The sequence below is a fragment of the Clostridium sp. UBA3061 genome, assembly GCF_002367465.1.
GTDB classification, from domain to species: domain Bacteria; phylum Bacillota; class Clostridia; order Clostridiales; family Clostridiaceae; genus Clostridium_J; species Clostridium_J sulfidigenes.
The window spans coordinates 406973-433100 of the sequence record NZ_DFCF01000010.1 but is presented as its reverse complement, the minus strand read 5'-3'; the positions used below and the strand labels follow the sequence as shown (position 1 = coordinate 433100).

Sequence of the window (26128 nt, the reverse complement as noted above, 5' to 3'; positions counted from 1 at the left end):
TTATAAAGTAATTTTAAATTTAGATAGGGGTAGAGGGTGAATAAAATGTTTGAATTTAATTATGTTGAAGGAGCAACAATGTTTTCTGCATGGGGAATGTGGTTTGTAGTTTTTGCAGGTTTGTTTTTATTCAATGAATTTTCTAGAAGACAGAAGTGGGCAGGATTTTTTAGTTTTGTTATTTTGCCAATTATTTTAACAATTGTTTGGATGACTGTTTTAAAGGATGTTACCTATACTGACTGGTTCCATCTAGCTAAAGTTTATTCTGCAACAGCAGGATGTATTGGATTTTGGTGTATTCGTCATATCGAGAAAAAGGATAAAATTACTGGTGAGGTTGTTTGGAGACTAGCTGATAATAAAATTGCACTATGCTTTCCACCGTTGATTCTAGCTATTAACATTATAGAAGCAGTGGCAAGAGATATTGAGGTTGGATCCACTTATTGGATGATGAATTCAGGAGCTATTGAAGGAGAAGTAGTAGGTGTAATGGGTGGTCCATGGAATTATATGAATGCAGCGGCTGGTATACTAAATATCATTGCTATAACTGGTTGGTTTGGAATAGTAATTAGAAAACAAACTAAAAAGGACAAAAGTAAGGATATGCTATGGCCTGATATGCTTTGGTTCTGGATTATTGCATATGATTTATGGAATTTTGTATATACTTATAATTGCATACCTACTCATTCTTGGTATGCAGGCTTAGCATTACTCATTGCACCAACTCTATGTGCATTTACTGTTGGAAAAGGTGCTTGGCTACAGCATAGAGCTCAGACCTTAGCTATATGGTGCATGTTTGCTCAAACTTTTCCAAATTTCCAGGATACAGGAATGTTTGTAGTTAAATCAACTTACAATACTACTATTTATACAATTTTAGGAGCTATAGCTCTTGCAAGTAATATAGCTGTATTTCTTTATATGATATATAAAATAAAGAAAACTAAGAGAAATCCATACAAGGGAGAACTTTATACTGACCTTGATGAGTTTAAAGAAATTAAAATGATGATGTAAAGCGATATATTATGATTATAGAAGGCAAAAAATAGGCCTATAGGCCTATTTCTGCTATCTAGAACTATTAAGATAACACAATATACAATAATTAAGTTCTAATACGTATCTATTAATTGAAAATAATAGATTATACACTTATTGGTTATTGTTGTTTACAAATTTAGATACTATAAAAATTATTATTGCTGATATAATAGCTATGCCAGCAAATAAAAATCCTATTGGTATAAGAAAGAATGGTTCAGATAGAGTTCCATCTGGCAAGACTTCGGAACCTACTACATTAAATATCGTAAAACACGCTATACTAGCTACTACTAAAAGAATACTAAATAAATATTTTTTCATTTTTAATTTTCCTCCTATAAATTTTTGTACTTCAGATTAATTTTTGTTTGCAATTAAGTACTTTATAAATTCTGTACCTTTTAATATCATTTTATACTTGGAGAATAGAATTGTCAATAAATATTTATTGATTTACAATAAATATTTATTATTAATACAACCTAATTGGTGTCGAAAGGGTTGCGTTTCGATTTACAACTGAGGTTCCGATTTACAACTGCGGAGATAAAATAGATGGTTTTAAATGCTTGACTTTGGGGAGCATTTTATTTTGTAAAGGAGTGAATATTATGCATATGGCTGATGCTTTGATTTCACCAGTGGTGGGAGGAACTATGTTGGCTGCTACTACTGGAATTACAGCTTATTCAATTAAAAAAATACAGAATGATATGGATGAAAAGAAAATTCCCTTAATGGGGGTAATGGGAGCCTTTGTTTTTGCTGCACAAATGATTAATTTTTCAATCCCTGGTACTGGTTCTAGTGGACACATTGGAGGAGGAATACTACTTGCAATATTATTAGGGCCCTATGCGGGATTCTTAACTATGGCTTCTGTTTTGTTAATTCAAGCACTGTTCTTTGGAGATGGCGGGTTACTTGCCTATGGTTGTAATGTATTTAACCTTGGATTTTATACTTGTTTTATAGCATACCCTTTAATTTATAAATGGTTTACACGTAAAGGGATTACTACTAAGAAGATCTTTGGTGCCTCAATGGCATCTACTATAGTTGGTCTTCAAATAGGAGCTTTTAGCGTTGTACTTCAGACTCTTATGTCTAGAAAGACTGAATTGCCTTTTGGAACCTTTTTATTGTTAATGCAACCAATACATCTAGCAATCGGAGTAGCTGAAGGGTTTGTTACATCAGCAATTGTTACTTTTGTATGGAAGGCTAGACCAGAAATTCTAGAAAAGGCAGCTAGAGGAGAAGCTCTTGGTAATATATCTATGAAAAAGATACTTACTAGCCTGGTAATTGGAGTAGTTTTAGTTGGCGGAACGCTTTCTTGGTTTGCCTCTTCAAATCCTGATGGATTGGAATGGGCTATGGAAAAAACTTCAGGAACAGCAGAATTTGAAACACCAGATGGAATTCATAATACATTATCAGAAATACAAAGTAAGATAGCGTTTTTACCTGATTACAGTTTTAAGGCAAAGGAAGACGAAAGTGAAAAAGAAGCAGCTGTAGAAGTTGAAGAGCAATGGCCTGCAGTTAGTGCTGGAACAAGTGTTTCAGGTATCGTTGGTGGAATATTGACACTTGCACTGGCAGCATTCACAGGATTTGTTATCAGCTTAGTTAAAAAAAGAAAAGAAAAGTTTAATAATAAAAATAAGCTAGGTGGTAATGAAACCACCAGTAAAATTCTACAATAAGGATTTGATTTTACATGGCAAAAGTAATAAATTCTCTTTATAATATGAGACTTCTAGGTGATTTAGCAGGGAAAGAAACCACAATACATGGGCTTCATCCCATTACAAAGTTATTAACTACAATTGTTTACCTAACTGTAGTTGTATCATTTGGAAGATATGAAATTAGTAGTCTTTTGTCTTTTATTTTCTATCCTGTGGTTATTTTTGTGTTAGCAGAGCTGCCAGTTGTTCCAATCCTTAAAAGACTATTACTTGTAGAGCCTTTTATTATTGGAATTGGCATATTAAACCCCTTATTTAATCATCATACAATGGCTCTAGGAGGTATTGTTATTTCAAGAGGATGGGTAATATTTTTATCTATTTTTATAAAATGTGGTTTAACGGTAACTGTTAGTATTTTATTAATTGCAACTACAGGAATGGATAAATTGGCTGTAGCATTGCGTATGCTGAAAGTTCCTAAAATCTTTGTATTACAGTTATTATTAACATATAGATATATATCTGTGCTGATAGAAGAGGTTTCTAGAATGATGAGAGCATATTTACTTAGGGCGCCTGGACAAAAGGGCATACATAGAAATGTTTGGGGTTCTTTTGCAGGACAGTTGATACTTAGGACATTTGATAGGGCACAACGGGTGTATCAATCTATGAATATGAGAGGATTTACAGGTGAGTATAATACAGGAAATATTGAAAAATTAAGCTTTAGTGATTTTGCATATTTAGCAGGTTGGAGTATATTTTTCATTTTAGCAAGAATTTATAATATACCTATGCTTATAGGTTCATTAATTACGGGGGTGATTAAATAGATGAGTTGTCATAAACTTGAGGTAAGGAACTTATATTTTTCCTATCCTGATGGACATGTAGCAGTAAAAGATATATCATTCACAATCCATCACGGTGAATCTGTGGGAATTATTGGTGCCAATGGTGCAGGAAAGTCCACACTATTAATGCTTTTGATGGGAGTTCTATTTCCAAGTAACGGAGAGGTGGTCATAGGAGATGTGTATGTATCAAAAAAAACATTACCCTTGATTCGTCAGAGGTTAGGAATGGTTTTTCAAGATCCTGATGATCAGTTGTTTATGACAACTGTATATGATGATGTGGCTTTTGGACCACGAAATTATAATTTTGATGAAAAAGAAGTTGAAATCAAAGTTACAAAGGCTTTAGAGTTAGTAGGAATATCTCACTTGAAAGATAGAGCACCCTTTAAATTATCAGGTGGAGAAAAGCGAGCTGCTGCAATTGCATCGGTTCTATCAATGGAACCAGATGTATTAGTTATGGATGAGCCAACAGCAGCTTTAGATCCTAAATCAAGACGAAGATTAATCAATTTATTAAAAGGCTTTCAGCACACAAAAATAATAACTAGTCATGATTTAGATATGGTATTTGATACTTGTAAAAGAATTATTGTGATAAAAGAGGGTGAAATTGCTGCAGACGGAAACACAGTGGATATTTTAAGTAACGCGGATTTACTAAATGATTGTGGATTAGAAATACCTCTTTCACTTCAAAATTGTCCAATCTGTGGAGCTTCAAAAAATGATTTCTATAACATATAAACCACCCAATAATTATGGCTTTTGATTTGGTATAATATAGGGGGATAAAATGCGAATTGTAGTTATAGATGGACAAGGTGTGGAATATGGAAGGAAAAGAGTAATTATTTTCACATTTATAGATACCTAGCATAATATATTATTGAATTATTATTTCTGGAGGAAATTTTAGTGTATATTAAGCCTAGAGTAGAGAATCAAATGATGTATAATACTCAGTTACAAGAGGCTCTTGAGAGAGTGAAAGAGGCAGTTCAAGGTGAAAGAGAAGATGAACTTTTTTATGATTTTCTCATAAGTATGGCACCTACTGTGGAAGAAAAAGACATTATAACGTCTATACGAGATGATGAACGTAGACATAATAGAGAGTTTAGAAAAATTTATAAGGACTTTACCGGTATGGAGATTCCAACGGTAGAAGACGAGTCTTTTGAAAGACCAGAGTCATATATAGATGGTATTAAAAAAGCTTTATTCGGAGAGCTAAGAGCGGTAGAAAGATATAGAGATATTAGAAAAGCTTTAGGTATGGGCCCACAAAGAGATGTTTTATTTGATATAATTACAGATGAATTGAAACACTCTTCAAAATATAATTATCTTTTTACTTTGAACAGAAGTATGGAAAGTCCATCTATGAATAGACGTTCAATGCAGGATACTTCTAAATTTACGCCAGATGACTGGGTAAGGTATATAACTCCATTAGTAACTCGTGCTTTAGCAGAAGCGAGAGAAGGGATTAATCCTGAACATTTATATCAAGAATTTATCCTATCAGGTGTCCTTGTCGGTTTGGGAAAAACTCCTCAGGAAGCTATTGAACAGGTGGAAGAGTGGGAAAGGACAGGTGCATCTAAACTGCTTGCAGAGAGTAAAATGGCAAGGGGTTACTATTATTACTAGAGTATGAAACTAAAAAGTAAAATGCGATATCTTAGTATTTAAGTTATCGCATTTTTGTTTTTAATTGAAAAGAATATCGATTAAATATTAGTATCATAAGTTATAGAGGTTATTATAGCTATGTATATTAATATCATCAATAAATGAAGTGGATCTAATACTTTTACAAAAGCTTGAAAAAAATCATTTATTGAGGAAGGTTTTTCTACATAGATGCAGAATAGTAAATAGAGACAAAGATTTACTATAGGAGGTAAATAAAATGGCAGAAACACAAGGTATATTAACATGGACACTAGTATCTGAATGCCCAATTCCAAATGATGTTAATGATTTATTGGTTGAAGGAGAAGTAGCAATTGCTGCTTATAAAACATTCCGAGATAGTGCAATTTTTACTAATAAAAGATTAATTGTAAGAGATGCACAAGGGCTTACTGGCAAGAAAGTAGAGGTGTATTCTTTACCATATTCTTCTATTAACATGTGGTCTACTGAAAATGCAGGGAAGCTTTTTGATCTTAGTGCAGAAGTTGAATTATGGACTAGAGCAGGTCAAATCAAAGTAAATCTACAAAAGGGAGTAGATATCCGTAAATTGGATAAATTAATAGCTAATGCACTTTTAAAATGATAATCATAGACATATGTAAAGTGAATAAGTTTTAAATTTTATTTAGTGATTTATTCCACATCATAGGTTGCAGTAATATAATTCTGATATTTAATAAACAGCCGTTATTTAAGTTTTTAAGTAGCGGCTTTAACTTTTATAAACATTACCTTGAAATTTATTATCTACAAACTGGCTTATTATCCTTTGTTGCATTTCTATGGTATTTAATGTAAAATATTATTAGGGGGTGATTAAGATGGAAGAAGACATGAAGTTGAAATCAACACCAATACAAAGGAATGAATATGATGTTGCCATTGAATTGACTAATTTATATTTTTCATATCGAACAGATTCACCAGAAGTTGAAGAAATTCAACAGGTATATGCTAGATTTTATGCTGTAGTTTGTGGAATGGATGTTAAATTCAGAAATGGTATACCAGTAAACAAGATTGAAGAATTATTACCAGAAGCATTAAAAGAAAAATAAGTTCATTGGAGAACTCTCATTATGAGGGTTCTTTTTTTCTATTTTTTAATAGAGTAGCATTTTAATGAAAAAATAGTGATTTAATCATTTAAATATGTAGAATTATTATGTATAATGTAGCTAAATGGAATAGTATTTTATATAAAAACAAAGGAGGAAGGTGATTATTATTAGAAATAAAAGAATTTATATTTTCATTGTAATTATGGCTGTAATGATGCTTTGTTTAACTACTTATAGCGAAAATATAATAATGGCTAAGTCTAAAGATGATGAATTAATTAGTAATAAAATTAAAGCGCCTTTTTATCCATGGGATAATGAATTACCCAATATAGAAACACCAGAGGGATTTCAATGGAGGGAATTTCAAGGTACTACCCTTAATTTTGTAGTAGAAAATAATATAAATGCTAATATTCTTTCTAGGGAGTGTAGAAATTTTACTGAAAAAACTGGTATTAGAGTAAACATTAGACCAATGGACTATAGTACAATGATAAATAAGATAAATAATGATTTTATATCTGAAAGAGCAAAGTTTCAACTTGTTTATGTAGATCCATATCAAACTCTTAACAGGTTTCATAACAATCTAGAGGATTTAAATTTATATAATAATGATCCTAAAATGCCTCATATACCAGGTGGTATGGAGGATTTCTTTGATGATCAGGTAAATATTTTATCCTACTTTGGAGATAAAACTAAGTTATGTGCTATACCTTTTGATACTACAACTATGATTTTCTTCTATAGAAAGGATATTTTCGAAAAGTATAGAGAACAGTTTATGGCTGAAAATGGATTTGATTGGACTCCAGGACAGAAAGATTTTACTTGGGAAAGGTATTGTATTGTTTCAAAATGGATTGATGAAAATGTTCCAGATGAGGAAGTTAAATATGGAAGTGCACAAATGGCTCAATTACATAATTCAGTATATTGCGATTTTTCTAATGTCCTTGAATCCTATGGAGGGGATTATTTTGATGATCCCTATGTTAATACATTAGGAGTAGAAAAACCCAAAATGGTTTCAGTTAAAAATCATAACCTTGAAGATGGATTAAGTATGTACAAGCAGATGGTAGAAGTGGGTGAACCAGATAGTATTAATTGGAATTGGACTGATACTGCGGAAGCTTTTAAGAATGGTGAAATTGCAATGATGGCAAACTGGGATGAAAATGGAGCTGTAGTAGAAAATCCTAATTTATCTAAAGTGGCAGGTAAGGTTGGTTATAGCATCTTGCCCTATGGAAATGTGAGAAGTGCCAATATATATGGAGGAACAGGAATAGGAATTAATAGTAATGCTTCAGAAATTGAAAAGAAAGCTGCCTGGTTATTTATAGTTTGGGCTACTGCACCTCAGACTCAAAGTATGGTTTTATGGGAACCAGAAGGTGGAAGCATGCCACCAAGAAAATCTGTATATAATAGCAAGGATGTACAAGACATTATAGAAAATGTAAAAAGTAATACAAATGAAATAAGTAATTTAAACCACTTACCTGCACTACTAGAGGTCTGGAAAGAGGATAATGTATATTTTAGATCTAAGATTAGTAATTTCTATTTTGTAGAGCAAATTATTATTAATAATGTAAGAGATATGGTTAAGAATGATTTAGATCCTAAGGTAGTAGCAGATAAAATTTTAAAAGAGTTGAGTTTACTACAATGAAGAGCGGGGATAAAATGAGAACTTCATGGATTAGAAAGAGCTTTAGAAATAAATTGCTAGTTATTTTTATTCTATTAATATTTATACCTATTGGATTTATATATATTATTTATAACAATGTAATGAAATCAATTATTACTACAAAGTATAGTGAATCTGCAAAACAATCTGTATATGAGGCAGGAAGCAATATTGATTTTATAATTGATAGCATTGCTGACCTGTCAGACATGGTTGTTACCAATAGAGATTTTATTGAAAGCTTGAAAGGCTCATCAACTAAAAGTAATGAGGAATTAAATAATATACTGAGAAATTTTTGTACTACAAATGAAGAGGTGGAAAGTATATACCTTACAACTAAACATAATATTTATAATGTAGGGGCTAGCAAAACCTATGTTAAACAGGGAATTGATATTAATAATATCAATATGACTCATGGTGAGTTAGTTTGGTTTGATACAATTCCTGTTAGAGTTAAGATATTGTCGGGAGAAATTCCTAAGAACTATTTTTCTTTAGGAAGAAAGATAATAGACTTAAATAGCTTAAAGGATATGGGAACAATATTTATTGATGTAGATGAAACCATATTAGAGGATTCTTATAAAAGTCTAATTACAGAGGAGAATAGTGAATTATTTATTTGTAATGAAAAGGGTCAAATAATTAGTCATCCTAATAAAGAAATTATAGGAAAGAATATAGAAGAAAAAAATTATGCAAAAGAAGTTCTATCATCTAAAATAGATATGGGTTCAATAGAGTTTACTGATGATAATGTTGAAAAGGTATGTATATACTCTAATATTACATCAACAGATTGGAAGATTGTAAAAATAGTAACTAAAGATTATCTATACAAAGAAATTACAAATATGCAACGATATATGTTAATAGGTGTAATAATTTATGTAGTTATAACTATAATAATTTGTTTATTCTTTTCGTCTCAAATTTCAAAACCCATGGTGAGTATGAGAAATATGATGAAGAAGGCTGAAGATGGAGATTTACATGTGCGCATAAATATAGATAGAATTGACGAGTTAGGGGAACTTGGAAACAGCTTTAATAATATGATAGGGAAGATGAATGAAGTTGTTGATAAGCTAGTAGAAGAAGAAAGAATAAAAAAAGAGTTAGAACTTGAGACATTGCATGCTCAGATTAATCCACACTTCCTGTATAATACACTAAATACTATAAAGTGGATGGCAAAGATACAAGGAGATAAATCTGTAAGTAATGCAGTAACTTCACTGATAAAACTTCTAAGGGTAAGTATAAACTTAGGAAAGGAAATGATTACTCTAGAAGATGAGGTAGATTACGTTAAGAATTATATTAAAATACAAAATCTAAGATTCAATGAAAAAGTTAACATTATTTATAATATTCATGAAGACTGCCTTAATTGCTCAATACCGAAATTAATTTTACAGCCTATTGTAGAGAATTCTTTGATATATGGAATTAGGGAAGATGAAGAAGAGGAACCATTGGAAATATCTATAGAAGCATGTATAGAAGGTGAAAACTTAATTATTCTTGTAGAAGATAATGGACCTGGCATCAGTGAAGAGGATTTAGAAAAAATCTTTACTAAAGAAAAGGATGTAAATAAATTTAGTAAAGTTGGATTAAACAATGTTAATGAAAGAATAAAGCTTTATTGTGGTGAAGAATATGGGATTAAGATAGGAAATAGAAGTGAAATAGGTACATATGTTAAGGTGACGATTCCTAGGAGTATAATGAGGAAACCTACTGGTGACTTTTTAGTAGATAAAGAGGGTGATGAAAGTTTATAAGGTTTTAATTGTAGATGATGAGGTTCTTGTAAGAGTAGGATTAAAATCCACAATAGATTGGAATAGCATAGGCTTTACAGTTATAGGTGAGGCTCCAAATGGTGAAAAGGCCTATGAGATGTATAAGCTATATAACCCAGATGTAATTATAACAGATATAAAAATGCCTAAGAAGGATGGTTTATGGTTAACTGAAGAAGTAAGAAAAGAAGATAGCTTAACTCAAATACTGGTATTAACTTGCTATGATGATTTTACAAATGTAAGACAAGCTCTAAAATGTGGAGCTAATAATTATATTCTTAAATCAGAGGTAGAGGATGAGGAACTTATAAGTACCATGCTAGAGGTAAAAAGAAATTTAGATAATATGGATAAGGATGCACTAGGTAAGGATAAGGCTAGTGAAACCTTAATGAAGGGTAAAAGTCAGCTTATAGAATATCTTATAGATGGTTCAAGTTCCTTTGATGAAGTAGATTTTGAGGGGTTTAAACAGATAGACTTTAATATTTATGGAGGAAAATATTCTATTTTAGGTTTCTTCCCTGAAACTAATGATATTATTACATCTATTAAAGAAAGAGAAAATGAAAATGTGAAAAATGCTATGATAGAGCTTATAACGTGGATATTTTCTAAAGAAAAAATACAATGTGTTCTGAAGGAACAGGAGGATGGACTTATATATTTTATATCCAAGGAAGATATTAAATATGGTGAAGTACAAGAGGTAATTAAATATATAAAGACCACTGTAATGCAATATTTTAATATTAAGCTAGATGTAATATATACACCTATGTTTAGTGAGCTTAGAGAATTTCCAAATTGTTTTAAGGAATATATAGAAAGAACAAAAGATATATTCTATTTGCCTTTGGGTTCTGTAGTAGAAACTAGAGAAAATAAAGAATTGAAGGATATAAATATGCTGAAGTTCGAAAAACAATCTAAGAGTATTCTTATAAACTTTATAGAAGAAGGAAATCTAGAGGGTGGAAAAAGTCATATAGAGAGTATAGAGAAGAAAATAAATGGTTGTAAAATATCAGAGTTAACATGTAAGCTTATGTATTGTAATATTATTGTTAGTATATTAGAAAAGTATGAAGAATATTTTCAAGGTAATGATTATGATACCTTATATCAGGGGTATTACAATAAAATTATGGATTCTACAAGAATTATGTTTATATCAAAACTAATGTGTAAATTTTTAGAGGAGATATGTCAGTTAGTTCTAAGAATAAGGGATGATCAGAATTCTAAATATATTATAAATAAAGTTGTGGAGTACATTGAAAAAAATTATTCAAGTAAAGTTACACTAGAAGATATCGCTACTCATATTAATCTATCTAAACAATACCTATCATTTTTATTTAAAAAAGAGACAGGAATAAATATTTCTTCGTATATTATTAATCTGCGTATAGAAAAAGCGAAGGAAATGATTAATAAAGGTGAAGATAGCATGAAAGTTATCTATCAAAGGGTCGGATTTACAGATCAACAGTATTTTTATAAGACTTTTAAAAAAGTAACAGGATTAACTGTAGGTCAATATAAAGATACCATATAAAAATAGATAAAGTGTAGCACATTAATACTATTTAACTATGTTAAGTAGTATTTTTTTTATATAAAATTAAGATTAATGAAAAAAATGTAGAAATATATATAATTATGTTGCACAAATATATTAATATATTACACAAAAATATTAATATATTACACAAAGAACTTTGTGAAAAATTAGGCGAGAATAATTTGCACAAAACTAAGGTTATTTTCCATTATAGGTTAATTATTTTTTTATTATAATTATGCCATAGAATGAAATTAAAAGTTTACAAGGGGGGATAAAGGTGGAGAGCAATATACCAAAGCTGGAATTAAAAGGTATACAGAAATTTTTCCCAGGAGTAACTGCCTTAGCAAATGTAAGTTTTTCTGTTAAAAAGGGAACGGTTCATGTGCTTTGTGGAGAAAATGGAGCTGGTAAGTCTACACTTATGAAGATAATAAATGGTATATATCAGCCTGATGGTGGAAGTATTCATATAGATGGAAAAGAAGTTAAGATACAGAATCCTATTGAAGCTCGTAAGCATGGTATATCTATGATATTTCAAGAGCTAAATTATATACCTGAGATTACTATTGAAGAAAGTATATTTTTAGGAAGAGAGCCTGTAAATAAATTAGGAAAAATTAATTGGAAGAAGATTAGAAAAGATACAGAAGAACTTTTAAAACAAGAAAATTTACCCTATTCGCCAACAACACAATTTAAAGATCTTACAGTATCAGATATACAAATGCTAGAGATACTAAAGGCTATGTCTTATAATTCACAGGTTATTATCATGGATGAACCTACATCTGCAATTACTAGAAAAGAGGTAGGAATTCTCTTTGATAAGATTGCTGAATTAAAAAGTAAGGGTGTAAGTATAATATACATATCTCATAAGATGGAAGAAATCTTTAAAATAGCTGATGAGATAACAGTTATAAGAGATGGGGTTGTTATTGATACTAAGCCAGCTAGTGAGTTAGATATAGACAAGGTTATTTCTCTTATGGTAGGCCGTAAAATTACCAATGCATATCCTAAGGAAGATATTAAAATCGGAGAAACCATGTTAGAGGTTAAAGAACTAACTGATGGAAAACATTTTGAGGATATCAATTTCCATGTAAAAAGAGGAGAAATTGTAGGTTTTGCAGGTCTTATGGGAGCAGGTAGAAGTGAAGTGGCTAGAACAATATTTGGACTAGACCCATACCTATCAGGTGAGATTAAAGTTAAGGGTAAGGAAGTAAAAATAAAAAATGTAAAAGATAGTATTAACAATGGAATAGTTATGCTATCAGAAGATCGTAAGAGATATGGAATAGTAGGAATTAGAAGTATAACTGAAAATGTATCCATATCTAATTTAGAAAAATTCTTTTATAAGGGTCATCTACATAGTAAAAAAGAGATTAGTAGTGTATCAAATATATGTGAAAGAATGAAGGTAAAATGTCCTAATTTAGAAACCTCTATTGATTCTCTAAGTGGAGGAAATCAACAGAAGGTAATATTTGCAAAGTGGATGCTTAGAAATCCAGATGTTCTTATACTTGATGAGCCAACAAGGGGAATCGATGTAGGAGCAAAGTACGAAATATATAAACTTATTACAGAACTTGCAAAAGAAAATAGAGCAGTAATAATAATAAGTTCTGAATTACCAGAGCTCATAGGTATGTGCGATAGAATCTATGTTATGGCATCTGGAAAAATTACTGGAGAAATAGATAGAGAAAAGGCTACACAAGAAGCTATTATGAAGTTAGCTACAAGGGGGGAATAGAAGGATGAAGATGATAGATATTAGACATAAATGGTCAAAAACCTCAAGTAAATATAGTATTTACGTTGTATTACTTGCTATGTTTATGGCATGTTCTTTAATCAGTCCTGTATTTTTATCAGGAGAAAACTTAACTAATATATCAAGACAAATATCAATAACCACTATTATTGCTTTTGGTGAAACAATTTTAATTATATGTGGACTTATAGATTTATCAGCAGGTTCAGTTCTGGCTTTATCAGGTCTGCTTTCTGTTGCAGCCTTTAAGGCAACAGGTTCTTTGGAAATAGCAGTGCTAGTTGGAGTGCTTGTAGGTGTTATTTGTAACTTTATCAATGGGATAATGGTAACTAAGTTTAAAGCACCTCCATTTATTGCCACATTAGCTATGCAAACTGTAGCAAGAGGAGCAGCCTTATTATTTACAAATGGTCAAAATATTTATCAAATAGGAGATTTTATTGTACTAGGACAAAACTCTATAGGATTTATTCCTATTCCTGTAATATTCATGACTGGAATTACTCTTTTAACTTGGTACATCCTAAAACATACAAAGCTGGGTAGATGTGTTTATGCTGTAGGTGGTAGTGAAGAGGCTTCAAGAGCTTCAGGAATAGACGTAAATAAAACTAAGATGAAGGCTTATCTTATAAATGGTATATTTGTTGGAATCGCAGGTGTGTTATTTATGTCTCGTGTTAATGCTGGACTTCCTAATGCTGGTATAGGAGCAGAATTTGAAGGAATGACTGCTGCAATAATTGGTGGAACAAGCTTTACTGGGGGAATAGGAACTGCAGGTGGAACCCTTGCAGGAGCATTCATTATGGGATTCTTAAACAATATAATGAACCTAGTAGGAATACAATCTTATATGCAACAAGTAGTAAAGGGAGTAATTATTGCATTTGCAGTAATTTACGATATAAAATCTAAGAACAAAAGAGAAAGTAAAAAGCTAGGTAGTATTACTGATAAAACAAAAGACAAAACCCTAGTGAAAACCAAAGGAAGTTCTGNNGGGAGAAAATGATATGAAAACAAAGAAAATATTAGCTTTAGCCATGTCATCGTTACTAGCATTATCACTTACTGTGGGATGTACTAATACTTCAAAGGAGGAACCAGCTGCAGAAGGTGAAAAGACTTATAAAGTTGCATATATTGCAAGGGCACAAGGAGATTCTTTTGCTGCATGGCTTGCAAATGCAGTAAAGGATGAAGTAGCTGCAAACTATAAGGATGTACAGGTAGATATATTTGATGGAGATAGCAAGAATGAAGTTATAGCATCTCATATTGAGAATGCGGTTACAAAGAAATATGATGCAATTCTTCTTCAACCATTTGATTCTGAAGCACAAGTAGCACCAGCTATGGCAGCTATGGATAAAGGTGTTAAGGTTATTACAGTAAACAACCGTATTAATGATAATGATAGAGCAGCTGCAGTAGATGCAGACCCAGTAGATCAAGCTGCTAAAAATGCAAAACTTGCTTTAGAGCAAGTTCCTCAAAATGGAAAAGTTGTAGTTCTTATGGGACCAGCAGGTAATATGCACTCTGATAAGAGACGTGAAGGATGGGAAAAAGAATTCTTTGCAAAGAGACCAGACGTTAAAATCTTAGATGAGCAAATTGCAAATTGGAATAAAGATGAAGCGATGAGATTAATGGAAGACTGGATTCAAACTCATGGAGAAATTGATGCAATAATATCTATGAATGATAACATGTGTGTAGGAGCTCTTGAAGCAGCTAAAGCAGCAGGAAAGACAAATATATTATCATATGGTGTTGATGGAACAGCAGAAGCTTGTTTAGCTATAAAAAATGGTGAAATGACATCAACTACTCTTCAAAGTGCTTACGAGCTTGCAGAAAAAGCTGTTAAGCTAACATATGATGTTATGACTGGTAAAGTAGAGCGTGATACTATAATGGTAGATTGTCCATTAATCACAAAGGATAACGCTGATGAGTTTATAGAAATTCATAAAAAAGCAGGTAATATAGACTAATAAAAAATGTAGACCTTGTACAGTTTTGTGCAAGGTCTATAATTGAACTTAATTTAGGAGGAATAAAGATGATAAACAAGGCAGTATATATGTGTGGAACTCATAATATGGAAACAAGAGATATTGAGGTTTCAGCTCCAAAGGATAAAGAAGTACTTATAAAATTAGAATATGTAGGAATATGTGGTTCAGATGTACATTATTATGAGCATGGTAGAATAGGAGACTTCATAGTAGATGGAGATTTTATTTTAGGTCATGAATGTGCTGGAGAAATAGTTCAAGTAGGCCCTGGAGTTAAGAATTTAAAAGTTGGAGATAGAGTTGCTTTAGAACCAGGTCAAACTTGTGGTCAATGTGAATTTTGTAAAAGTGGTAAATATAATCTATGCCCAGAGGTTGAGTTCTTAGCAACACCGCCATATCATGGTTCTTTAATGAATTATATAACATATCCAGAAAGTATGTGTTTTAAACTACCAGACAATGTATCAACTAAGGAGGGTGCTTTAGTCGAACCTTTAGCAGTAGGATTACATGCCGTATCACAAGGAAATGTAAAATTAGGGGATACGGTTGTAGTTTTAGGTGCAGGATGTATAGGTTTAGTAACTTTATTAGCTTGTAAGGCATATGGTGCTACAAATGTTATTGTTGTAGATGTTATAGATAAGAGATTAGATTATGCCCTAAAATTAGGTGCAACTAAAGTTATAAATGCAAAAAATCAAGATGTACTAGCTGTAATAAATGAGATTACAAACAATGCTGGTGCTAATGTGGTTATTGAAACAGCAGGATCTGAGCATACAATAAAGCAGACACCTTACTTAGTAAAAAGAGGTGGAGCTATTGTATTAGTAGGACTTGCGCCAAAGGATATAATTGAGTTCGATTTCATGCAAATAATGACTAAAGAGGTTGAAATAAAAAGTGTATTTAGATATAGAAACATATATCCAGCAGCTATAGGAGCAATTTCTGATGGGAAAATTGATGTTAATGGAATAGTTACCCATGAATTTGATTTTAGTGACGCAAAGGAAGCCTTTGACTATGTTATAGAAAATAAGAATGATGTAGTAAAGGCAGTTATTAAGCTTTAATAATTTTGATTGGAGTGGCTAGAAGATGAAGTACTTATTAGGCATAGATATTGGAACTTCAGGTACTAAAACAGTGCTATTTGATAGGGGAGGAAATCCTATTTCCTCTTCTACAGCAGAATATCCATTATATCAGCCAGAGATTGGTTGGGCAGAACAAGACCCACAAGATTGGTGGAATGCAGTATGTATAACAATTAATCAAGTTATAAAAGATAGTAATATAAATCCGGAATCCATTAGTGGTATTGGCTTATCTGGACAAATGCACGGTTTAGTTATGTTAGATGGAGATGGAAATGTATTAAGAAAATCTATTATTTGGTGTGATCAACGTACAGCTAAGGAATGTGTTGAGATTACAGAAAAAGTTGGAGAAAAAAGATTAATAGATATTACAGCAAATCCTGCTCTAACAGGATTTACAGCATCTAAAATACTTTGGGTTAGAAATAATGAGCCTGAAATATATGAAAAATGTAGGAAAATATTATTGCCTAAGGACTATATAAGATATATGCTTACAGGTGAATTTGCTACGGAGGTATCTGATGCTTCAGGAATGCAGCTTTTAGATATTAAAAATAGGTGCTGGTCTAAGGAAGTCCTTAATGCTTTAGATATTCCTATAGAGTATTTAGGAGATGTACATGAATCAATTGTAGTCAGTGGAAAAGTTCATAAAAAAGCAGCGGAGGTTACTGGTCTTAAAGAGAATACACCAGTAGTTGGGGGAGCAGGAGATCAGGCAGCTGGTGCAATAGGAAATGGTATTATAAAAAGTGGACAAATATCTTCGACTATAGGTACTTCAGGAGTAGTATTTGCTCATTTAGATGAACCTATAATTGATGAGAAAGGAAGAGTACACACCTTTTGTCATGCAGTGCCAGGTGCATGGCATATGATGGGAGTAACCCAAGGTGCAGGACTTTCTTTAAAATGGTTTAGGGATAATTTTTGTACTAATGAAATTGAATTAGCAAAAGGTATGGGAATTAATCCATATGTACTTATGACTAAAGAAGCAGAAAAAGTGCCTGCAGGTTCAAGGGGAGTAATATATCTTCCATATCTCATGGGAGAGCGCACACCACATTTAAATCCTAAGGCAAAGGGTGTATTCTTTGGACTTTCAGCTGCTCATACAAAAAATGAAATGCTAAGAGCTGTAATTGAAGGAGTATCCTATTCACTTTTAGATTGCATGGAAATCATTAAAGACACAGGAATGAATCCTACTAATGTGATGGTGTCAGGTGGAGGCGGAAAAAGTGAACTATGGCGTCAAATATTAGCAGATATGTTTAACTGCAAAGTATCTACAAATAAGTCTTCAGAAGGGCCAGCCTTAGGGGTAGCATTACTAGCAGGAGTTGGAACTGGCGTATATAAGGATATAGATGAAGCTTGTAGCATAGCAATTTCTGAAAATAGTGTACAATTTCCAAAAGAAGAAAATTCCCTAGTATATAAAAGATATTATGAGATTTATAAGAAGATATATGATGATTTAAAAGGAACTTTTGAATTATTATAATAGATTAATTATATTATAATTTATTAAGTTAAGAATGAGCACTCTTAGGGGTGCTCATTCTTATTTGACACAACAAGTATTAATAACTTTGTTTATATATTTTAGAATTTTATATATAATATTTATAGAAACTTATTTAGATATAAAAACAACTGGTAAAATATTCGATATATGTTTTTAAAATATGCATTTAGTGAAATGGAGTTAATTTTAATGGTTGAATTACTAAGAAATCTTACGAATAATTTAGGGTATATAATCCTTATTGCTTTCTTTGTTTCAAGACTAGGGAGCTTTAAGAAAATAGTACAAAAGGATAAATTTAAAAAGAAAGATCTAATTGTGCTTTCAATAATTTTTGGAGCCTTTGGAATTTTGGGAACCTACACAGGAACAGAGGTTAATGGAGCCATTGCTAATACAAGAATTATTGGTGTAATGACTGGGGGAATACTATGCGGACCTTTTGTAGGGACAATGGCAGGTATTATAGCTGGAGTTCATAGATTGCTTGTAGATATTGGAGGTATTACATCAATACCATGCACAATAACTACTATAATTTCGGGAATAGTTGCGGGTTTAATATATAGTAAATCAAATGAAAATAACAAGTGGTTTTACGGGTTATTTGGAGGACTTTTAATTGAAATTTTAGAAATGATTCTAATACTTACAATGGCACATCCCTTTAGCAATGCCTTAACCATTGTAAAGAGCATATATTTTCCTATGAGTTTTGCTAATGCTATTGGAATTGCAATTCTAATATTGATAATTCAAAAAATACTTAAAGAAAAGGAAGAAATTGCAGCAAAACAAGCACAAATCGCTTTGGAGATTGCAAATAAAACCTTACCGTATTTTAGAGAAATGAATGAAAATTCCTTAGAACAGATATGCGGAATAATAAGGGAATCAATTAATGCAGATGCAGTATCTATAACAAATAAAGAGAATATATTAGCTCACGTAGGAGTAGGAGCTGACCACCACATAAAGGGTCAAAATATTATAACAGAGGCTACAAAAAAGGTTATTAAAGGAGGAAATTTACTTTCTCTAACAAATGCAAATCAGATAGAGTGTCCTAATTTAAATTGTAGTTTAAAATCTGCAATTATTGCTCCTTTAAAAGAAGGAGATGAAGTAATAGGTACATTAAAAATATATTATTGCACTGATAATGCCATTTCCTTTAGAAATATAAATTTGGCTGTAGGCTTATCTCAAATTATTTCTACCCAGCTAGAAATAAGTAAGCTTGGAGAACTGAAAAATATGGCAAATAAGGCTGAAATAAAGGCATTGCAATCCCAAATAAATCCTCACTTTCTATTTAACGCACTAAATACAATAATTTCCTTTATTAGATTTAATCCTAATAAAGCAAGAGAGCTAATTATTAATTTATCTACCTACTTAAGGTATAATTTAGATATAGGGGAAAACCATGTAGATATTTATAAGGAACTAGAGCAGGTTAAAGCATATGTAGAAATAGAAAAAGCAAGATTTGGGGAGAAACTTCATGTAGTTTATAATATTGAAGATGATTTAGATGTTAAAATCCCAAGTCTTATCATTCAGCCAATAGTTGAAAATTCCATAAAACATGGTATTTTAAAAGGTAAAGGTGAAGGGACAGTGACAATTGAAGTTCAAAAAGTTTCCAAGGACAACATTATGATAATTATTGAAGATGATGGAATTGGAATTTCAAAAGATATTATAGAAAAAGTCTATGAAGATAAAATGGAAGAAAATAAAATAGGCATATCAAATGTTCATAATAGATTAAAATATATTTATGGTGAAGGATTAAAGATAGAAACATTGAAAAGCGGTACTAGAATCAGTTTCAATGTAAGTAAAATAAGGGAGTGATGGTATGAATTGTATTATTGTTGATGATGAATCTCCTTCAAGAGAAGAGCTAAAATATTTTATAAACAATTTCAGTAATATAAAAATAGTGAATGAATTTGATGATTCTATTAAGGCTTTAGAATATATTGAAGAAAATAAACCAGATATTATTTTCCTAGATATTAATATGCCAAAACTAGATGGCATTGCATTATGTAAAATTATTAATCATTTTCCAAAGCAATCCCTTGTAATTTTTATTACTGCCCATAAAGATTATGCTGTAGATGCCTTTGAAATTCAAGCTTATGACTACATATTAAAGCCTTATTCAGAAGAACGAATAGTTAGTACATTAAAGAAAATTGATAAACTTTCAGATAAAAAGAGTATAAATAATAAAATAACCCTTTGGAAAGATAATAAGATGATTGTAAAAAATATAGTAGATATTTCCTATTGTGAAGCAAAGGAACGAGAAACTTTAATTTATATTAATGGAGTACAATATAATGTAAACTGTAGTATTTCAGAATTTTATAAAAAACTTCCCAAAGAACTCTTTTATAGAAGTCATAGATCATATATTATTAATACTGATAAAATTACAGAGATAGTTCCGTGGTTTAACAACACCTTTATGTTAAAATTACAAGGTGAGAAAGTTGATATACCCGTAAGTAGAAATAATATAGGTGAGTTTAAGCATATAATGGGCATATAAAAGCACTTGATGTGCTTTTTTTGTTTTTTCATGTATGAAACCGTATAAACTCCTAAAAAACATATTATAATTTTGTTAACAAATAATTAATTAGGAGGGGTCCAAATGGTATCATTTATTTTAGCGATTATTGCTCTTATTATAGGTTATTTTATTTATGGTGCAATTGTGGAAAAGGCTTTTGGAGCAGATGAAAAAATTCAAACTCCTGCTGTAAGGCTAGAGGATGGTGTAGACTTTGTTAAAATGCCTGCATACAAAATTTTCTTAATTCAATTTCTTAACATAGCAGGTTTAGGACCTATTTTTGGTGCAATTGCAGGTGCAATGTGGGGTCCATCAGCATTTTTGTGGATTGTCTTTGGATGTATATTTGCAGGTGGAGTTCACGATTATTTTTCTGGTATGCTTTCAGTAAGGCATGATGGGACAAGTATTCCTGAAGTTGTAGGTCAATACCTTGGAAAAGGCTTCAAAAACTTTATGAGAGTATTCTCAGTAATACTTTTAGTTCTTGTAGGAGTTGTATTTGTAACTGGACCAGCAAGTATATTAAAAGGATTAACAGGATTAAACATTACATTATTAATATATATTATATTTGCATATTATATAATTGCAACAATGGTTCCTATAGACAAGCTTATTGGAAAGATATACCCTATTTTTGGAATTTGTTTATTAGTTATGGCAATTGGTGTTGGTGGTGCATTAATTTTTGGTGGATTTGATATACCAGAAATAATACCGGCTAATTTGATTAATATGCATTCAAATCCAGATAGAAACCCAATATTTCCAATGCTATTTATAACTATTGCTTGTGGAGCTATTTCAGGGTTCCATGCGACACAATCACCTTTAATGGCAAGATGTATAACTAGTGAAAAGCAAGGTAGAAAAATATTCTATGGTTCAATGATAGCAGAAGGTGTAGTTGCTTTAATTTGGGCTGCAGCAGCAATGAGTTTCTTTGGTGGAGTAGCAGAGTTAAATGCTACTATGGCAATAGAAGGTCATACAGCAGCTTGGGTAGTAAACGAAATTTGCGGAAGCTTACTTGGAAGAGTAGGTGGATTACTAGCTATACTTGGAGTTGTAGCATGTCCTATAACTTCTGGGGATACAGCATTTAGAAGTGCAAGATTAACTATAGCTGATTCATTTAAACTTGATCAAGGACCTATTAAAAATAGATTTATAATTAGTATTCCTTTATTTGTAGTAGGCTTTATATTAACTAAGATGGATTTTGGAATAGTATGGAGATATTTTGGATGGTCTAACCAAACTTTAGCTACAATAGTATTATGGACATCAGGCATGTACTTAGTTACTAAAGGTAAAAAACACTGGATTGCTACTATACCAGCTACGTTTATGACAGCAGTATGTACATCTTACATTTTAATTGCACCAGAAGGCTTTAAGCTTTCTCAAAGTATTTCATATCCAATAGGAATTGTAAGTGCAATTGTAGCAATTGTAATTTTCTTAATAGCAGCAAAAAAAGTAGAAACAAAAGCAAAGAATAAAATTTAAAATTCTATAAAGTTCATTATAAAAATACTAATGAAATAAAAGTACTTATAGGTTAGATACATAAAAAGTGTTTAGCTTATAGGTACTTTTTTATATATTTTTATGCGGTTGATATCATATCTAATACTTCCATCTAATTTAAAGAGGGAGTGAAGAGTTATTACATACCTGGATAAGGATTATATTATAATAAATAAAATAGTTTACAAATTATAACTATAAATTTATTATAAAAGTATGTAATTGTAATAATAGGCTCTATATTCGATTAAAGTAATAGTATTTTAGGGTAAATGGTAGTTATAGTTTATTCGGTTACTAGGAAGGAGTGAGTGGTAAATTGGCTATATACATAGTTAGACATGGTATGGACAATGAAAATTATAGAGGTGGATGGAGTGATTTGGGTTTAATAGAGGAGGGCATGGAACAAGCCCAATTATTAGCAAATTATTTAAGTGATAATAAAGAAAAGTACAGCATTAATAAAATTATAAGCAGTGATTTAAGACGAGCTGTTGAAACAGCTAAGGAGATTGAAAGTAAATTTAATATACCAGTGAAGTATTGTAGTGATTGGAGAGAAATAAATAATGGAGTTCTGGCAGGAATGGATAACAAGGATGCATTAATAAAATATCCTGGACTCTTTTTTAATACACTAGACATGAGTGAGAGATATCCAAATGGGGAAAGCCCTAGTGAGTTTTACAAGAGAATACAAAGTACTTTTCTAGAACTTTGCAACAATATTTCAACAGGAATGGAAGAAGATGATGTAATGATTCTTACTCATGGTGGAGTAATAAATGTTTTATACTATATATTAAATAATATAAAGTGGACAAATAAGTCACCTAAACTATCTAAAACATCTACTACTGGAATGCACAAAATTGAGCATATAGAAGGAAAATGGGAAATAGTTATGAGCAATAGTGTTGAGCATTTATATTATCATAGGGAAATATAAACCTAGATTTATAGAGAAATAGGAGTATATAAAACTATATGTCTATATAAATATTTAAACAGGAAAATAGTTATATAGGAAACTATATAAATATAAAACTATATAAATAGTTGTGCTGTTCATGGGGGTTTTGGGGCGTTTTAAATATTTGACCAAAGAGTCAATATGTAATATAATTACTAAGATAACAGATAAAGATATTTAAACTTTAAATATTTACATATCTTTGCTTGTTATGAAGAGACATAATAGAATTATGTCAAATATTATTTTTAGGGGGGGAATATTATGGGTTTTTTTTATGAGTCAACCAATTTTACAGGTTGGGCTATTTGGCTTTTTATTCTTTTTGCCTTAATGGCTTTTAATGAGCTTGGTCGTTCAACAAAATGGGGCGGAATTATACTTTTTTTAATTGTTCCTATAGGTTTAACTATTTTTGTTTGGCCAACAACTGCAGCTCCAGGAAATGAATATGGAACAGGTACTTGGTTTAACTGGGTAAAAACTTACTCAGCACTGGCAGGGTGCCTTGGATTTATGGCTATTCGCTATATTCCATCACTTGCTAAAAAGAAGTGGGTATTATGCTTTCCACCACTTATTTTGGCAATTAATATTCTCGAAGCAGCTATTCGTGATTTTCAATGCTTTACATATGGTGCATGGAACGGAGCATATGTAGACAATCTTTGGGTAATGTCAGGATCATGGAATATCATGAATGGTATAGCTGGGTTACTAAACATTATTGCCATTTGCGGATGGGTTGGTATTTTTATTTCTAAAGATAAAACAAAGGATATGATATGGCCTGATATGATATGGCCTTGGATTATAGCATATGATTTGTGGAATTTTGCCTATACATATAATTGTATAGCAGATCATTCATTTTATTGTGGTTTGGCACTGTTACTTTCTTGCACCATACCTGCTTTCTTTATCAAAAAAGGAGCATGGCTACAGCATCGTGCACAGACACTTGCCCTATGGATTATGTTTGTTATGACAGTACCTTCCTTTGCAGATCGTATAGCACCTGTAGCTACTACACATAATCCAAAAGCATTTTTTATTTTAAGTTTATTATCTTTAATAGCAAATGTAGCATTAGTAATTTATCAGTTTAATAAGATTCATAAAAATAAACTTAATCCACTAAAAGATGAAATTTTTGTAGAAACAAAAGCCTATAAGAAGGTAGTTGAAGAAAATAGATAATATAAAAAGTATAATAATTTAATATGTATATAGGAGATTATATTTTTGGAATTTATGGGCATAATACCTTTAAGAAATTAAAATTTCTATTAAAGGAGGAATTCTTATGCCAGATAATAATGAGGTAAGAAAAGAAGGTTCTAGTGGAAATAGTATTTTAAGATGGGCAGGAAGATTGATATTAGTTGCAATTATTTTAGGTATAACATCATTTTTAACTCCAGGATTTAGTATTTATGGATTATGGTCATATCTAATTGCAGCAGTTGTAATAACTGTATTAGACTATTTCGTAGAAGCATTCATGGGAGTTGATGCATCACCTTTTGGAAAAGGAATAAAAGGTTTTATTATTGCAGCTGTAATAATATATGTAGCACAATTTTTAGTGCCAAATATGAGGGTATCTCTTCTAGGCGCAATATTAGCAGCTTTAGTAATTGGTGTAATAGATGCTGTATTTCCATCAAGAGCAATGTAATTTTTAAATACATCATATTGAAATGATTAAAGGAAGAACTCTAGAAATAGGGTTCTTTTTATTTATGTAAAAATGGAACATTAACATGAATACTTAATAATATAAATAAAGTGTGCATTGATATATGATTTATTTAAGTTTGGAGGATAGCAGCATGAAAAGAAAGATTTACAATGTTTTATCTAATATGATATTACGTGGAGATAACGCCTCTAGAGGGAAAGCAAAGAGCGGTATTTCAAGAGAACTTCCCTATGAAGTTGAAGTTATTGCTGAAAATTTATATGTACCTTGGGCCATAGATATAAGCAATGAAGGTAAATTATATTTTACAGAGCGGTCTGGAGCAGTTAGAATTATTGAAGATGGCAAACTTCTTCCGCAGCCACTGATCAGATTTAGTGCACCCTTTGTAAGCCAAGGGGAAGGTGGATTGATGGGAATTGCATTAGATCCAAATTATTCTCAAAACCATTATATATATGTTATGCATTCATATGCAGAAGGTAATCAAGTTAACAATCGTGTTGTGAGATTGATTGAAAATAATAACAAGGCATCTATTGACAGAGTACTTATTGATAAAATCACTGGTGGGCGGATTCATAATGGTGGTAGGATAAAGATAGGGCCAGATGGAAAATTATATATTACGACGGGGGATGCAGGTAATTCTGCATTGGCACAAAATGTCACAAGCACAGCAGGGAAAATACTGCGAATAGAATTAGATGGTAGTATTCCTGAAGATAATCCAAATGTAAATTCACCTGTTTATAGCTTTGGTCATAGAAATCCTCAGGGTTTAGCCTGGAATTCAAGAAATATATTGTATGCATCTGAGCATGGGCAGACCGCTCATGATGAAATAAATATTATACAGCCAGGAGCTAATTATGGATGACCTCTGGTTCAAGGAAATGAAGACTCTAAGGAAGTTATAGTGCAAAAGCCATTAATACACAGTGAAGAAGAGACGTGGGCACCTTCTGGTATAGCCTTTGTAGAACAAGGACCGTGGCAAGGGAAATTACTAGTTGCTACTTTGCGTGGAGAACAACTACTTACTATTTCATTGAATGGAAAAGGAAAGAAAGTAAATAGCGTAGATTCATGGTTGAAGAATAGATATGGGCGCTTACGTGAGATTATTCAGGGGAAAGATGGATCAATTTACCTAACAACAAGTAATAGAGATGGAAGAGGTAATCCTAATATAGGTGATGATAAAATTATTCGGATTATTCCAATTAGGAGTAGCCAGCAAAAATGAACATAAGATTTACAATAATTATAACTCTTACTTTCATAATATGATATATATTTTTACCTATTGCTGTACAGTGTGTTTTTCTTTATATAAGAAATTTTTGATAA

The 26128-nt window shown here is 31.4% G+C and carries 22 protein-coding genes and 1 pseudogene; 22 read left to right on the top strand and 1 reads right to left on the bottom strand.

From position 1 onward, the window contains the following. Positions 1-45: 45 nt before the first annotated feature. Positions 46-1032, top strand: coding sequence for a DUF5692 family protein (locus B2P65_RS09605; RefSeq protein WP_346880056.1), 987 nt, complete (start codon positions 46-48; stop codon positions 1030-1032). Positions 1033-1170: 138 nt separating this feature from the next. Here B2P65_RS09605 and B2P65_RS09600 read toward each other — a convergent pair whose 3' ends face one another. Further along, positions 1171-1383, bottom strand: coding sequence for a DUF3955 domain-containing protein (locus tag B2P65_RS09600; RefSeq protein ID WP_346846409.1), 213 nt, complete (start codon positions 1381-1383; stop codon positions 1171-1173). Positions 1384-1673: 290 nt separating this feature from the next. Between B2P65_RS09600 and B2P65_RS09595 the strand changes: the two genes are divergently transcribed. The 21 genes and pseudogenes from B2P65_RS09595 (at position 1674) to B2P65_RS09495 (ending at position 26024) form a co-directional block, all read left to right on the top strand. After that, complete coding sequence (locus B2P65_RS09595; RefSeq protein WP_346846410.1) at positions 1674-2774, top strand: energy-coupling factor ABC transporter permease; 1101 nt, start codon at positions 1674-1676, stop codon at positions 2772-2774. Between the two features lie 14 nt (positions 2775-2788). Further along, the gene (gene cbiQ / locus B2P65_RS09590; RefSeq protein WP_346846411.1) at positions 2789-3598 is read left to right on the top strand and encodes a cobalt ECF transporter T component CbiQ; all 810 of its coding nucleotides are present in this window, start codon (positions 2789-2791) and stop codon (positions 3596-3598) included. Continuing rightward, positions 3599-4372 carry an ABC transporter ATP-binding protein gene (locus B2P65_RS09585; protein WP_346846412.1) on the top strand — a complete coding sequence of 258 codons (774 nt, stop codon included), beginning with the start codon at positions 3599-3601 and terminating at the stop codon, positions 4370-4372. A 171-nt stretch (positions 4373-4543) separates the two neighbouring features. Then, positions 4544-5281 carry a ferritin-like domain-containing protein gene (locus tag B2P65_RS09580; RefSeq protein ID WP_346846413.1) on the top strand — a complete coding sequence of 246 codons (738 nt, stop codon included), beginning with the start codon at positions 4544-4546 and terminating at the stop codon, positions 5279-5281. 262 nt (positions 5282-5543) lie between these two features. Beyond that, a complete protein-coding gene (locus tag B2P65_RS09575) occupies positions 5544-5915 on the top strand; it encodes a PH domain-containing protein (RefSeq protein WP_035130653.1) in 372 nt (123 codons plus the stop codon). Between the two features lie 238 nt (positions 5916-6153). Further along, a complete protein-coding gene (locus B2P65_RS09570; RefSeq protein WP_346846414.1) occupies positions 6154-6390 on the top strand; it encodes a hypothetical protein in 237 nt (78 codons plus the stop codon). Between the two features lie 160 nt (positions 6391-6550). Next, the gene (locus B2P65_RS09565) at positions 6551-8080 is read left to right on the top strand and encodes an ABC transporter substrate-binding protein (protein WP_346880055.1); all 1530 of its coding nucleotides are present in this window, start codon (positions 6551-6553) and stop codon (positions 8078-8080) included. Next, entirely contained in the window at positions 8077-9897 is a 1821-nt protein-coding gene (locus tag B2P65_RS09560) for a sensor histidine kinase (protein WP_346880054.1), read from the top strand. The genes B2P65_RS09565 and B2P65_RS09560 overlap by 4 nt, the downstream gene beginning before the upstream one ends. Further along, positions 9884-11482, top strand: coding sequence for a response regulator transcription factor (locus B2P65_RS09555; protein WP_346880053.1), 1599 nt, complete (start codon positions 9884-9886; stop codon positions 11480-11482). Before B2P65_RS09560 ends, B2P65_RS09555 begins: the two co-directional genes overlap by 14 nt. Positions 11483-11768: 286 nt before the next feature. Then, entirely contained in the window at positions 11769-13265 is a 1497-nt protein-coding gene (locus tag B2P65_RS09550) for a sugar ABC transporter ATP-binding protein (protein WP_346846418.1), read from the top strand. A gap of 13 nt (positions 13266-13278) precedes the next feature. After that, positions 13279-14304, top strand: coding sequence for an ABC transporter permease (locus B2P65_RS09545; protein WP_414632441.1), 1026 nt, complete (start codon positions 13279-13281; stop codon positions 14302-14304). Position 14305: 1 nt separating this feature from the next. Then, positions 14306-15292: a sugar ABC transporter substrate-binding protein gene (locus tag B2P65_RS09540; RefSeq protein WP_035130662.1), complete on the top strand. Its 987-nt coding sequence runs from the start codon at positions 14306-14308 to the stop codon at positions 15290-15292. 68 nt (positions 15293-15360) lie between these two features. Further along, positions 15361-16398 carry an NAD(P)-dependent alcohol dehydrogenase gene (locus tag B2P65_RS09535; RefSeq protein WP_346880051.1) on the top strand — a complete coding sequence of 346 codons (1038 nt, stop codon included), beginning with the start codon at positions 15361-15363 and terminating at the stop codon, positions 16396-16398. A 25-nt stretch (positions 16399-16423) separates the two neighbouring features. Further along, the gene (xylB, locus tag B2P65_RS09530) at positions 16424-17938 is read left to right on the top strand and encodes a xylulokinase (RefSeq protein WP_346846422.1); all 1515 of its coding nucleotides are present in this window, start codon (positions 16424-16426) and stop codon (positions 17936-17938) included. 213 nt (positions 17939-18151) lie between these two features. Further along, the gene (locus tag B2P65_RS09525; protein WP_346879247.1) at positions 18152-19825 is read left to right on the top strand and encodes a sensor histidine kinase; all 1674 of its coding nucleotides are present in this window, start codon (positions 18152-18154) and stop codon (positions 19823-19825) included. Between the two features lie 4 nt (positions 19826-19829). Then, entirely contained in the window at positions 19830-20531 is a 702-nt protein-coding gene (locus B2P65_RS09520) for a LytTR family DNA-binding domain-containing protein (protein ID WP_346846424.1), read from the top strand. Positions 20532-20636: 105 nt separating this feature from the next. Next, positions 20637-22073: a carbon starvation CstA family protein gene (locus tag B2P65_RS09515; protein ID WP_346880050.1), complete on the top strand. Its 1437-nt coding sequence runs from the start codon at positions 20637-20639 to the stop codon at positions 22071-22073. A gap of 340 nt (positions 22074-22413) precedes the next feature. Then, entirely contained in the window at positions 22414-23046 is a 633-nt protein-coding gene (locus B2P65_RS09510) for a histidine phosphatase family protein (protein ID WP_346880049.1), read from the top strand. A gap of 288 nt (positions 23047-23334) precedes the next feature. After that, the gene (locus B2P65_RS09505) at positions 23335-24270 is read left to right on the top strand and encodes a DUF5692 family protein (RefSeq protein ID WP_346846427.1); all 936 of its coding nucleotides are present in this window, start codon (positions 23335-23337) and stop codon (positions 24268-24270) included. Positions 24271-24376: 106 nt separating this feature from the next. Continuing rightward, positions 24377-24751 (top strand): phage holin family protein, encoded by a 375-nt coding sequence (locus B2P65_RS09500; RefSeq protein WP_346846428.1) that lies wholly within the window; start codon positions 24377-24379, stop codon positions 24749-24751. Between the two features lie 124 nt (positions 24752-24875). Next, positions 24876-26024: pseudogene (locus B2P65_RS09495) on the top strand (PQQ-dependent sugar dehydrogenase). Positions 26025-26128 lie beyond the last annotated feature (104 nt).